We start from the raw sequence: 12971 nt of genomic DNA on the forward strand, positions 1-12971 counted from the left end.
ATTTAAATGATGACAGATGAATTCTTATAAAGAATTCATTAAATCAGAGATGCTAATCTGAAATGCTTTCGCTATCTTTTCTATAACAATTATGGAGACATTTCTTTTTCCACTTTCAATACCAGGAATATAAGTTCTGTCTAAATCTGCAAGCTCAGCTAATTTCTCCTGAGAATAGCCTCTTGAGAGCCTTAATACCTTGACTTTTATACCAAATTTTATTCTAACATCTTCCATTTAGCCAAAGTCGGTTTTAGTCGACAATTGTACAATAGACGACTGTCGACTTTGTTTGATTTTTCTTAAATTCTTGACTTATTTTTTTTATGTTCTTTATCCATGTTTTCACCCGATGCAATTATAAAAAACAAGTTTCATACTACATGTAAAGAAATTTTTACTAAAAGCTTTCACTCGAAACGGACTAAAAGGGCAGCTAAGATAGTGGCCCAAGTATGCTGCGTGCGCATAATGGCGGCACTTCCCTTGCCACCCTTCGGGACTTATAGCACTTGCGCATCCTTAATCCACTGGCATCTTGCTTTCTTTTTTTCCGTTTTTTCTTTTGAAAACAATTTTTGTTAGGGCAGGATTAAAGAAAAAGTAAACAGTAGTAATCTTTAAAAATTAAAATTATGGAAATCACAGGACGAGTAACAGCAGATGCATCAGTTCAAAAAGTGAACAGTGACAAACAAGTGGTCAATTTCAGTATTGCCATCAATGACACCTACAAGCCTAAAGGCAGTACCGAAGTAAAAGAAGTAACAACCTATATCAATTGTTCGTATTGGCTGAATGCCAATACAGCACAGTGGCTTAAAAAAGGAACACTCGTACAGCTCTTTGGGCGCATTGGTTTGAATGTGTACAATAACAGCGAAGGTGTAGCAGTGGGCACTTTGACCTTTCATACCAATAACATTAAGATTTTGGTTTTTCCTAAAAAAGAAGAAACAGCTAAAGCCAGTTCAACAGTAAAGGAAAAGAAAGCAAAAAAAGCACAGGACGTACCTTTTTAACAAACATAACAATAACTTAAAATTTAACATCATGGCACATAATATCAATTACAACGAGCAGTCAGGAAAACACAGTTTTTTCAGCACTAAACAGACAGCATGGCACAATTTGGGGCAGATTATTGCAGATTATCCGACAAGCGCCGAAGCAATTAAACACGCAGGTTTGGATTATGAAGTAGAAAAACGAAAGCTGTTTACACCCAGTTCAGCCGAAGTTATTTTGGATAATGAAAGCATTCATAATAAAATAGAAGTCCCTAATTATTTCAGTACGGTGCGCACCGATAATGATGCCGTACTGGGCGTAGTGGGTAAAGATTACCAGATTGTACAAAACAGGGATGCCTTTTCTTTTTTTGACAGTATCGTAGGCGGTGACGGAATTTTATATGAAACCGCAGGAGCACTCGGAAAAGGAGAACGCATTTTTATAACAGCAAAACTGCCTGATTATATTAGGGTTGGTAACGATGATTTGATCGAAAAATACCTGTTCCTGACCACTTCCCATGATGGAAGCGGAAGCATAACGGCAGCATTCACACCCATACGAATCGTATGCAACAATACCCTGAATGCCGCTATGAATAATAAGACTAACACCGTTCGCATTCGTCATACTTCTAATGCTAAACAGCGTTTGGAACAGGCGCATAAAGTAATGGGCATATCCGATATGCTCTCAGCACAGATGGAATCCATTTTTAACCATTGGACAAAAATCCGAATCACGGACAATGAAGTTAAAAAACTAATACAGTCTGCCCTTGTTCCGAGTAAAGAAGTGCTGAAAACCATACAAGAGGGAAAGGAAGAGGAACTCTCCACTTGTTTTACAAATATGGTCGATAGCGCATTTGAATATGCCATGAGCAACCCCACACAACTGATGGACACCACCAAAGGGACTGTTTTTGGGGCTTACAATGCCGTAACGGGTTATTTCCAAAATATGAGAAATTACAAAGATGAGGAAGCAAAATTAACTTCCCTTTTGATGGGAGGAACAGCGCAGATTCGCACACAATCGGCTTTTAATCTTTGTGTGGATTTTGCAAGTAAAGGTTCAGATGCTTTGATTCTTAATTAACCAATCAGGAGAGGCAGTTTCTGCCTCTCCTTTTAAACCCTGACAGCATGATACAGATAGAAGATAAAAACGGAGAAAATGTAGAGGTTAACAATTTAAACCAAGCGATAAAGCAGGCAGATTATTTCAGAAATTTTTCCCATACCGATAAACTCTTTGAAAAGTTTGACCAGAAGCGACAAGCCTATTGGCAGGATATGTATGAAAAGCTCATGAAAATTAGCGATTTAGAGGTAAAAGAAAATAAACAGTAAAGCAATGGAAACCAATTTTTTTAAATCAATCCTTTCCCTGCAGGTCGCAGGGAATTGGAAAATAAACATAGCCAAAGAAGAAACGGACAAGCTCATCGTATCGGTATTGTTTTTTAACGATACCGTAGGCGATGATGCACGAAAAAAAGTACCGCCTATTCTGCTGAAAGGCACGGCGGAGGAACTCGACAATGGATTTTTTCAGGCGATTACGGAGCCTGTAAAAGATACCGCAATGCTTTTTGCCAATATGGAGCAGTTCCTTAAAGAAAAAGAGCAGGCAAAAGTACATTCTCAAATGGAAAAAGACAACATTCTGAAAAGAGATAAGGAGAAATCCGAATTGCAGAAACAATACGAATCAGCCATGAAAAAAGCAGACGAACTTGAAACCGCAGGTAAGTTTAAAGAAGCTTGGATGAAAGTGCCTCCCGCTGACCTGTATCCTGAATATAAAGACATTATTCACGCCCGCAAAGCTGAGCTTTCTGATAAGTTCCCGATAGACCTTTTCAATGACCCTAATACAGATGAACCATGTTAACAGCCAACACCTTAGAGCGCATATTTACTTTCAGGGATAAAGAAACAGATATTAAACTCGCTGACCCATCCCCGTCATTCAGTCCCGAAGCGGTATTGAACTTTTATGCACAGACCTATCCAATATTGACAACGGCATCCATAGAGGGACCTGTTATAAATGATGATGCCGTGCAGTACAAATTTGTATCACAGATCGGAACAAAAGGATAAACCATGAAAACGCAAACGATAACAGGCAGTATCAAACTGTCCAAAAATAAAAAGTTATGCAGACTATACAGACAGTTAGGGACATGGTCAGAAAACGCAGACAGGCTTCCCGATGCACCGGAAGTAAAAAACAGCCCAAACAAATCCGCTCCACTCGACCTTTTGCCGATGGTTTTTTAAGACATTCCTTTCTGCCGGTATTTGAAATGGGTAAAAAAGTACCAAGCCAAAATCAGGTGGAAAAAGATTTTTTCAGTTCGCTTGCTATTCTCTCCAGACTGTATGGTTTTGAAGTTTTCGATACCGCAGGCAAATCCTATCCCTATAATATACTCTTGGCACATTCAGATACGCAGAAACAGCTTAAGGGGTTCGGACAAGATATTGAATTATCCATTATGCAGGATGATGATGGAAGTGTAAAATTAGCGACCAAACATTTGTATAATACTTGCAATACGCTGTACTATATTCCTATACTGCCCCTGTACAGGCTGTTGCAAAACAGCAAAAAGAAACCAACCGCAGAATTACTGCTCTCTGTTTTTGCTTATCTCTACCATATTGCAGGGATTCCCTATTACAGGGAAGACAGCAGTTGTCTGTATTACCACTATGAATGTATAGAAGAATGGCTGATTGATGAATTGGAGAATGAAGATTATCAAGGCGGAAATAGTATGATTTCAGAATTAAACACGGCTTCTTATTATGGAGATGTGATGCACCGCAAAATGTACAATACCTATCATTTAAACGTCTTCGAAAAACGTATCGAATGTTACAAGTTCAATACTGATTTCGAAAAGGATTGTCTGAGCGTTGCCAAACAGGCATTGGCACTAATGCTCGAATATCCTTCGAGTACTATTTTTCAAAGTACATCAAATCGGGAATTTGACAGCGAGGAAGGAATTATAAGGGCAGAGCAGTACATTTCCTTTATCGCAGACACCGATGGAGCACTTTATGAGAATATTGCACGGGTAATTAATGATGAATTTAATGAATGCTCCGAAATAGAAGAACCGACACTCCTGCAGATTTATGATACCCAAAACAAGTTAACCGATAAAGCGCTCGATTTTGAATACAGATTGTTTCCGCTTATAAATGATCTATGCACCCTTTTAAACAATATGCCATGAAAGATATAACCCAAACATTTGGAACCTTATACAATCCTGTAAAAGCATTTGTGGTCTATCAAAAAAACTCCGCTGAAAAATCCATTTATGTGGAAGCCTATGATATGGATAAAAATGGCTGTCCCATAAACGCCCATCCCTTAAGCCTTAAAGAAAGCACACAGCTTGCCAGTGCCCTTGATACTTCAGAAGAACTCACACGTAAATTTCTAAAACCATCAGGACTGCTTCCTAAAAATGTACTGCATTTGAATCCCGAGCAGAATGGTTCTGCTATCTGGTTCACGCCTGCCCAAAAAGTCAGTTTGTTTTTTGTGGAAAGTTTAGGGATTCCAAGCGGTGAAGCATTTGTACCGCCTTTGCTTTGGAAAGCGTCTAAAAACACCCTTTACATTTATGCAATGGATACTAAAACGCAGATAAATGAACAGACTAATTTATATCATGCACCCTTTTTTAATGTATACACCGATGGCAGGGTCTGTATGGGAACGGTATCAGTTAACATAAAGCCCAACTGCCATTTGGAAGAGTTTATGTCACTTTGGGAGCAGTATTTTTTTAACAGCTATTTCAGTCACCTCATTGGAAGTACAAGTCCTGTAAAAGGAAACATTATTCAGTTTTGGCAAAAACTTGTGGGTAGCGCTAAACCGTTTCCTATAAAATCATTACTCAAAAATGGTTTAACCATTAAAAATATACTATCATGAACACACAAAACACCATGCATTATACGCACAATTACCTGATAAATCCAACCAATCCAATAACAGTAAACCTGATTGGCGCAGGAGGAACAGGAAGCAGGATGCTGACCGAACTCGCAAGATTGAATCACAGCCTAATCGCTTTGGGTCACGCAGGATTGCAGGTTCATTTATTTGATGATGATTTAGTAACTGTGGCAAATCAGGGACGCCAGCTTTTTGCAGATGCTGAGGTTGGACTTCCTAAAGCCGTAGCACTCATCAACCGCACCAACCGTTTTTTCGGAACGAATTGGAAAGCGGTAACCGAGCAGTTCTCAACGGCTAATCTGAAATGCCTGCCCAATCGTGGCAGGGCAAACCTCTATATAAGTTGTATGGATACCGTATCGGCACGTTTTGATATTGCAGATTTCCTGCTGAATTGCAATATAAATAGCGATTTTGAGCGTACCAAATCTCTCTATTGGCTTGACCTCGGGAATGCTCAAAATACGGGACAGGCGATACTCTCAACCATCAGCGAAATCCAACAGCCTGATTCCAAACTATACAGGACTGTACAGAATCTTCCAATGGTAACTGATGAATTTAAGGAATTACTTCAGGCGCAGAGCGATAATGATGAGCCAAGCTGTTCTCTTGCAGAGGCACTTGAAAAACAGGACTTGTTCATTAATGCCACACTTGCCAGTATGGGGGCATCACTTTTATGGAAGCTGTTCCGTGAAGGAATGATCTCCCAAAGAGGATTTTTTCTGAATCTGGGAAATTTTAAAACAGAACCCATAATGGTAGGCTGATGCCCGCCGCCCCGCAATTGAGCTTCCTACGGCCGGGCAATTGCGGGGCGCTTTAAAACGGAACAACATCGTTAGTCATATTGCTCATTACTTAATCGCAATATGACTAACGATGTTTGTGTTTTAATATTTTTTATTTTCAAATACTTAAATAATTCGATTAAACAGCCTTATAAGCTTTCAAATACTGATTAGTTTCTGCTCAGCCAATTAATTTACTTTTTATCGATTTTTTAAAGGTAATTTTTACAAATTAATACATATATTCGCAAAAAAAAATTCACTCAAAAGTATTATTAAACTTGTTAATATTTAAAAAGCACATTGTACGAAAAGTAAAACTAATATGATTTAAAGACTAAAGGCTTAATTTAATTTCGTAGTTTTTTACTTACATTTTAAAAATAAATAGATATTACTCTTTAAAAAAGTGTATTGAAACAAATATGGCCAGGAAGATTAATCAATAAAAAAATATAATAAAACTCGAAAATAAATTTAGCCTCATGTTATATATTCCTGATTTCGCTTATGAAAATCATTTAGTTTACAAAATAAAAGAAGGTGATACATTAAAAAAGGTAGCAGAACAATTAGAAGTTGATTCTTATTCTTTGAGATCTTATCATAATATGCGATGTCCCTTAGATGATTTAATCGAAGCTGACTTTAAACCACATTTGAAGTTTCTGATAATTGAATCAGAAGAATCTAAAATCGCCAGAGCGACGCATCGTGAAAATGTACATTTTGTAAACAACTTCAAATTACCATTTACACCTCAGGGACTTAACAATAATTACTTAGCAATGTACACCATAGAAAATGGTGAAGAGCAGCACACAGTAAAAGAAGAAATTAATGTGAAGTTTATAAATAAAGATAAAAATGATTTTTCACTAATAGAAATTAATAGAATATCCCAAGTATATATTGATGGAAAAGAGGCTGATACAATGGCCGATGAATTAGCGGAGAAAACGGCTAAAGTCTTTTATCCCCTGCAAGTAGTTATTGATACAAAAGGAGAATTAGTCGCCATATATAATTTTGAAGACATCCGTAAGCGCTGGCAGAAAGTAAAGCGCAAAGTACTTAAGGATTTTCAGGGAGAAGTATTACATGAAGCACTGCTTAAATTTGAAGATAGACTGCAAAATGATGAAATTATTTTTGATTCATTATCAAAAGATTGGTTCTTAAAGGTCTTTTTTAATAACCTAAATATTGAATATACTCAAAACCTTACCATTCAGAAGGTGATAGAATTTCCTATATCACAAAAAACAGGAAATGTGTCATTTACTGTTGAACAAACTATTTTGCCCACTCTTGATGCTTATAATTTGATTAATATAACGCAAACCGGTATACTTTCAGATCTAAGAAGCAAAAATGACTTTGAAAACGATTTATTATTTCCGGAAGATGATTCAGAAGAAAACAATGCCGAAAAAGCAGAGGGTAGCTATACAGCGTATTATTTTCTGGATCCGAACACCAACGTCCTGGAAAGCGTTTATTTGGAGTGTGAAATTAAATTAGATATTCCTCAAAAACTAACTATTGTTATTTCAAATATAGAAGGAAACGCCAAATTGAACTTAAGTTCAAATATTTCATTTTTAGATGAAGATATAAAAGAGAAAAAATCAAGCATTTTTAAGTTATTTCTCGAAGTTATAACAGGAAAATAAAGTAAATCATTATGAGCGAAAAACATATTGTCGTACAAGGTGCGACTTGTACATGCAAATACAGCAATGAATCACAGAATGATGTTTTAAAAGTAAAGACACAATCGAAACATTATACAAATGATAAAGATGGTTCTGAAAAGTTAACGGCCAGTACAAAAGAGATTGGACAAACTTTAGAAAAAAATACTTTTGGAACCTGTAAAATGCAGCCTAACCCAAGCGGATCTTACAATCCATGCAAAGTAGATATTTCTGAATGGAAAAATTTTTATGATAAAGTAACCCTAAGCAATGGAGGAAATATTTTACTTGAAGACAGTAAAGCTACTTGTAAAATGGGAACTCCTGATTGTATCGAAATAGTAGATCATGGACAAATAGCAGAACCCTCAGAACAAAATCTTAAAAATGCAAATCCAGACGTTCAAAATAAAATTAATCCGTTATTGGGTCTGAATGATTTAACGAAACCAAAATTTGATTTCACTGGTATAGAACAAGAATAATTATGGCAAAAGGAATTAAAAAAATTGAATGGGCTGGTAAGGGTGAAATAGCTGGTAACTTCTCAGTTAAAAACCCTAGAGTTAAAATTAAAGCAGACCAGTTTGTTTACTTTAAAATAGCAGAATGGCATGATGGCACCAGTGCAGAAGAGAAAAAAGGAAATGTTTTATGGCATTTTCAAACCTATTCTCCAAGAAAAAGTGTTTTGAAATTGACAAAAAAAGGCGATGAAATTTACGGAATTAAATTGGCTAAAAAATTTTGCGGCCCTTTTACTTATTATCTGCAGACAAGTCTGCTAAATTCGTCATACTCAAAATCTGCAGGTTTACTGATCAGCGGATGGTGTGAGCCTAAGATAATCTCAAGTGCATGGGCTACCGAAACCCAGGGAGAAGACGTAAGAAAAACATATCCGTTTGCTTATGGAGAACCGCTTTATCTTAATCTTACTACCGAAGGATTAAATGGAGTCAATAATCTTATTATCGAAATATACAGAAGAGTTCAGCGAGGAAAGGGTGTAAATGACGATCAGTTAATAAAAGTTTATAATAAAATCCCTGTAAATAATGGTGAAGTTAATATCATCATTAAAGATTCGCTTTCTTGGCAAGGCAAGATAACAAATAGAGCCAGTCCAGAACAATTTTATATAAAAGTAAAAGACCCTTCAACAAACAAATACATAAAAGACGATAATAATGATGTTTATCATGCTCGTTATTTAAATGTGATGGATGAAAATAAATTTGTTTTGCCCACAATAGACCTTGGTTTAAGCAAAGCAAAAGTTGGTAAGTTAAAAACATATGATAAAAATGCAGGCAACTGCAAGTTTACAAAAATTGAGGTTACTTATCAGGATGAAAATGACTTACTTTTTGATGAAGGAAAGTTTATTCGTAAAATGGATCCTAAAGATGATTTTAATATTGTAAAGCAAATACATTACGATTATGATAAATGGGATATCCGCAATGATGCAAAACCAATTTTAGATAAAATTGCAGATTATTTAAAAGACCCGCCTTTTCTGCCTGTTGAACTCGGTGCTCATACAGACAGTAGAGGAACAGCTGAATACAATCTGGATTTATCTGCTAAAAGAGCAGATGCTGCAGTTAAATATTTAATTTCAAAAGGAGTTCCTTCGCATTTAATTTCCGGAAAAGGATACGGAAAAACAAAACCGGTTCGCACAGGAGCTCATCTGTCTGAAGCGCAGCACCAGGAAAACAGAAGAACCACTTTACGCTTCAAAATTTTCGAAAACAATGCCCAAACACTTGTGTACGATGTTGTAGTACCAAGTTATAAAAAACCTGCTGAGTTAAAAATTAATATAGACGGATTTATTAGAAAAGGCTGTCATAAAAAGAAGGAACACCTCAATAGCATTAAATCGTATGACAGCTATAAGGAGTCGGCTGTTTATGATTTAATTGAACACAAACCTAATTCAATTGAGGTTAAACTGAATTCCAGATTGCCTACCGTACCGAAAATAACGGATTCTTTTAATTTTGGAAAAAATTACAGAAACATTTACAGCTATTATCTTCATTCCTGTACGTATTATTCAGGTACTCAATATCCTAGTTTCGCTATAAATGCGTATCCTGATATTGTATGGATTGGTCACTTTATGTACAATTATAAAACCAGAAATTGGGGGGATGATGATGATGAAACCTTCAAAGACCCCTATTTTTTTCATGATAAAACTTTAGAATTAAAGAACGGAATCGGTAAAGAAATAGATGAACTTAAAAATTCTATCGCAGGTTTTATTTTGAGCTTTTTCCATGAAAAATGGCTTAGTGCAAAGGTTTTATTGGCCTACCTGGAAACTCAATCTGAATTTTATGATGTGGGTCTACATGCTATATACGATCGAAAAATAGAAAAAACGGGAGAAGAATTAAGCTTAAAAGGCGGCACAGAATTAGACTTTATAAAAACAGATACGACTACCAGACGTATTGTTGCCTTTATCATTTATGAAATGGTAGCAATAGGGATATTGATAGACTTAATCATGCTCTATATAACCAGAGGAGGAAGTGCAGAAGCAAGAGTGGTTAAAATTGCAGCAAAAATAAAAAAAGCATCAGAATACCTTGATAAAATTGGAGCAGAGCTTGTACCTCCATCAATCGCTATAAATACTGGAATGTATTACAAAATGCAGGCAGACAGAAGAATGGCACTCATTTATGAAGCCAATATTAAGGCTGATCCACTCGTGGCAATAAACTTTACAAAAAAGTACACGATGAAAAGTCTTCTCCATAGTAAAGCTACAGAAAATGAAACCGATGAAGAGAAGAAAAAGGAGAATGATAAAATAAACGATATTTTGTCTGACATGGGAGACAATGATTTTAAGTTTACTTTATCTATGGTTGGAGAAGTAGCTTTTGAAAAAAACATACAATACAATAGTCTAACAGAACAGTATACTTTAAAGGATAAATTCAATAATTTACCTCAAAAAAACATCATCAGCTATAGCAATAAAATAACTGGTACTATTTCGTTTGAAGTAGATTATCATAAGAAGCTGTTTAAATTTTCTCCAATAGAAACCAAAATAGATGGCACTCTTGCTTTTTCAGTTGCTTGCGAAGCCATTGTAATAACAGAATATGGTTTTGATAAAGTAAATGGAAGAGGTCTTTTTATAACACAAAAATTAAAATTTTCAGGGTTAAAAGGAACTTTTAAAGGAAATATTAAGGTAAAAGTTAAAAAACGAAAACCAATAGGATATTCTCCAAATGATGGTAAACCAATCAATTTTACGGTTTTAGAAGACTTTACAAAAACTTTAAAAACTGTTTATCTTTTTAATACAACACCTCAAAAATAAAATGACATGAAAAATACGATTTTAATTTTAGCATCCCTTTTTATATTCCCCTCTTGCAAGCAAAACAATAACACTAAATCAGAAAAAATGAGCAATTTAACGAGCAAAAATTATATAGAAACCATGCTTAAAACTATTAAGCATTATGATTACGAGCCAGTATATTTTCTAACCTATGTCCAAAATGTCTGTTATTCTGAAATACTCGTGAATGATATACCTGTACATAAGAATTTTACAGAACTTGGAGATGGTGAAACAATGGAAATCAATAATTATATTTTTAAGAGTGGTTTGCAAAAAGTTACTTTTAGATTATACCCAGCAATTAACGGTAAAGACTTTGATTATAAAAAATTCACAGACGAGACTGATATGAAGATTAGTATAAGTGAATCAGATAATATTAATAGAGATAAGAAAGGAAAAGAAATAATATCTTATTTGACTCCTACTGTAGATGGAGTCAATGAGAATGGTCCAATAAAGAAATTTGCTGCTGCAGGAAAAACTTATTATGAAGCCAGTTTTACTTTTGAAGCAAAAATACCTTACGAATTTGATAGTTTAGATAAAGGACAGGATTTAAGAGAATGGAATAAAGAAAAACTAGAACAAAAAGTCGTTGATTTTTATAAAAACCAGTTGACACTGTTAAAAGAGAAAAAAAAGGAACAATACTTTTCGTATTTAGAATTAAAAGAGAAGGAAACTTGTCAGAGTTTATTTTATGATAAAAAAGAATTGCAACAAATTTTAGATGCTTATTTGGATGCTTTTACTATTCCTAATTACCAAATGCAGCCCCTAGAAAATTATAAACTTAAACTTTATGGAGATGGGAGAATTGTTTGTTTAGAAATAGAAAGTTCAGACAATCACTTAAGAGGAGAATCTGCTTTATGGGCAAAACTTGATGAAGGAGATGGTATAATGGCTGATTTTTTGCAATACTATTTATACATTCCTGAAGGTGAAGACGAATTAGAAATTTTAAGATAATGAAGAAGTATTTGTTGTATACTTTATTGATGGTTTGTTTTGGTGCTTGTTCGCAAAAAAATAACTCTAAAATTAGCAATTTAACTAGCGAAAATTATATAGAAACAATGCTAAAAACAATTAAGCATTGTGATTATGAACCCATGTATTATTTAAAATACTCTCAAAATATCTGTTATTCGGAAATTTTAGTAAATGATATACCCCTAAATAAAAACTATAAAGAACTTGGAAGTGGCCGAACAATTAGTATTAATAATTATATTTTCAAGAGTGGTATTCAAAAAATAACTTTTCGATTGTACCCCGCTGTTAAAGGGAAAGATTTTGATTATCATACATTAAATGAAGAAACGGATATGAAAATTGTTATTACAGAATCAGACAACGCTAAAAGAAATAATAAAGGAAAAGAGATGGCTTCTTATTTAACACCCACAATAACTAAAACAGACCAGTATGGTAATCCTGTAACTCAATTTATAGCAACAGGAAAAACCTATTACGAAGCCAGTTTTACTTTTGAAGCAAAAGTACCTTATGAATTTCCCAGTCTTGATAATGGTCAGGATTTGCGAGAATGGAATCAGAAAAGACTGCAAGAGAAAGTACTCGATTTTTATAAAAACCAATGGAATATACTAAATAATAAAAAAAGGGAAGAATATTTTTCTTATGTAGAAAAAAAAGAAAAAGAAATTTGTCAGAGTCTATTTTCGACTGAGAGAGATTTGGAAGAAACTTTAATAGAGTATCTTGAGCCATTTACAATTAAAAATTATCAAATTCAACCATTAGAAAATTATAAATTAAAATTTTATGGAGATGGAAAGATTGTTTGCTTAGAATTGACAAGTAATGATTCAAAAATGAGAGGTAAGTCAGCATTGTGGGCAAAATTTGATGAAGGAGATGGTATGATTGCTGATTTCTTTAAGATCTACCTGTACATTCCTGAAGGCAAAGACGAATTAGAAATTTTAAGGTAGGTTTATGACGAAATATTTGTTGTATACTTCATTGATGATTTATTTTGGTGCTTGTTCGCAAAAAAATACTTCTAGAACTAGCAATTTAACCAGTACAAATTATATAGAGACG

At 34.6% G+C, this 12971-nt stretch carries 14 protein-coding genes; 13 read left to right on the forward strand and 1 reads right to left on the reverse strand.

The genetic code is table 11. The features are described from left to right. Positions 1 to 24 precede the first annotated feature (24 nt). A complete protein-coding gene (locus DMB65_RS11900; protein WP_110306866.1) occupies positions 25 to 237 on the reverse strand; it encodes a helix-turn-helix domain-containing protein in 213 nt (70 codons plus the stop codon). Positions 238 to 635: 398 nt separating this feature from the next. Here DMB65_RS11900 and DMB65_RS11905 point away from each other — a divergent pair, with 398 nt between their 5' ends. The 13 genes from DMB65_RS11905 to DMB65_RS11965 all read left to right on the forward strand — a co-directional run bounded on the left by DMB65_RS11905 (position 636) and on the right by DMB65_RS11965 (position 12859). Next, positions 636 to 1022, forward strand: coding sequence for a single-stranded DNA-binding protein (locus DMB65_RS11905; protein WP_110306867.1), 387 nt, complete (start codon positions 636 to 638; stop codon positions 1020 to 1022). A gap of 31 nt (positions 1023 to 1053) precedes the next feature. Then, complete coding sequence (locus tag DMB65_RS11910) at positions 1054 to 2115, forward strand: DUF932 domain-containing protein (protein WP_110306868.1); 1062 nt, start codon at positions 1054 to 1056, stop codon at positions 2113 to 2115. 47 nt (positions 2116 to 2162) lie between these two features. Beyond that, positions 2163 to 2369 carry a hypothetical protein gene (locus DMB65_RS11915; protein ID WP_110306869.1) on the forward strand — a complete coding sequence of 69 codons (207 nt, stop codon included), beginning with the start codon at positions 2163 to 2165 and terminating at the stop codon, positions 2367 to 2369. A 4-nt stretch (positions 2370 to 2373) separates the two neighbouring features. Further along, complete coding sequence (locus tag DMB65_RS11920; RefSeq protein ID WP_110306870.1) at positions 2374 to 2913, forward strand: prtrc system protein e; 540 nt, start codon at positions 2374 to 2376, stop codon at positions 2911 to 2913. After that, on the forward strand, positions 2907 to 3125 hold the full coding sequence (locus tag DMB65_RS11925) for a PRTRC system protein C (RefSeq protein ID WP_110306871.1): 219 nt from the start codon (positions 2907 to 2909) through the stop codon (positions 3123 to 3125). Before DMB65_RS11920 ends, DMB65_RS11925 begins: the two co-directional genes overlap by 7 nt. Before the next feature lie 56 nt (positions 3126 to 3181). Continuing rightward, the gene (locus tag DMB65_RS11930; protein WP_123955337.1) at positions 3182 to 4273 is read left to right on the forward strand and encodes a hypothetical protein; all 1092 of its coding nucleotides are present in this window, start codon (positions 3182 to 3184) and stop codon (positions 4271 to 4273) included. Next, entirely contained in the window at positions 4270 to 4986 is a 717-nt protein-coding gene (locus DMB65_RS11935) for a PRTRC system protein B (RefSeq protein WP_110306922.1), read from the forward strand. The genes DMB65_RS11930 and DMB65_RS11935 overlap by 4 nt, the downstream gene beginning before the upstream one ends. Continuing rightward, positions 4983 to 5786, forward strand: coding sequence for a PRTRC system ThiF family protein (locus DMB65_RS11940; protein ID WP_110306873.1), 804 nt, complete (start codon positions 4983 to 4985; stop codon positions 5784 to 5786). The genes DMB65_RS11935 and DMB65_RS11940 overlap by 4 nt, the downstream gene beginning before the upstream one ends. 506 nt (positions 5787 to 6292) lie before the next feature. Further along, entirely contained in the window at positions 6293 to 7483 is a 1191-nt protein-coding gene (locus DMB65_RS11945; protein ID WP_110306874.1) for a hypothetical protein, read from the forward strand. Positions 7484 to 7494: 11 nt separating this feature from the next. Then, on the forward strand, positions 7495 to 7992 hold the full coding sequence (locus tag DMB65_RS11950; RefSeq protein ID WP_110306875.1) for a DUF4280 domain-containing protein: 498 nt from the start codon (positions 7495 to 7497) through the stop codon (positions 7990 to 7992). 2 nt (positions 7993 to 7994) lie between these two features. Then, positions 7995 to 10868: an OmpA family protein gene (locus DMB65_RS11955; protein ID WP_110306876.1), complete on the forward strand. Its 2874-nt coding sequence runs from the start codon at positions 7995 to 7997 to the stop codon at positions 10866 to 10868. Positions 10869 to 10874: 6 nt separating this feature from the next. Continuing rightward, complete coding sequence (locus tag DMB65_RS11960) at positions 10875 to 11870, forward strand: hypothetical protein (protein ID WP_110306877.1); 996 nt, start codon at positions 10875 to 10877, stop codon at positions 11868 to 11870. Between the two features lie 14 nt (positions 11871 to 11884). Then, the gene (locus tag DMB65_RS11965) at positions 11885 to 12859 is read left to right on the forward strand and encodes a hypothetical protein (protein ID WP_123955338.1); all 975 of its coding nucleotides are present in this window, start codon (positions 11885 to 11887) and stop codon (positions 12857 to 12859) included. Positions 12860 to 12971 lie beyond the last annotated feature (112 nt).

The organism is Flavobacterium cheongpyeongense, from assembly GCF_003202435.1.
GTDB lineage: Bacteria > Bacteroidota > Bacteroidia > Flavobacteriales > Flavobacteriaceae > Flavobacterium > Flavobacterium cheongpyeongense.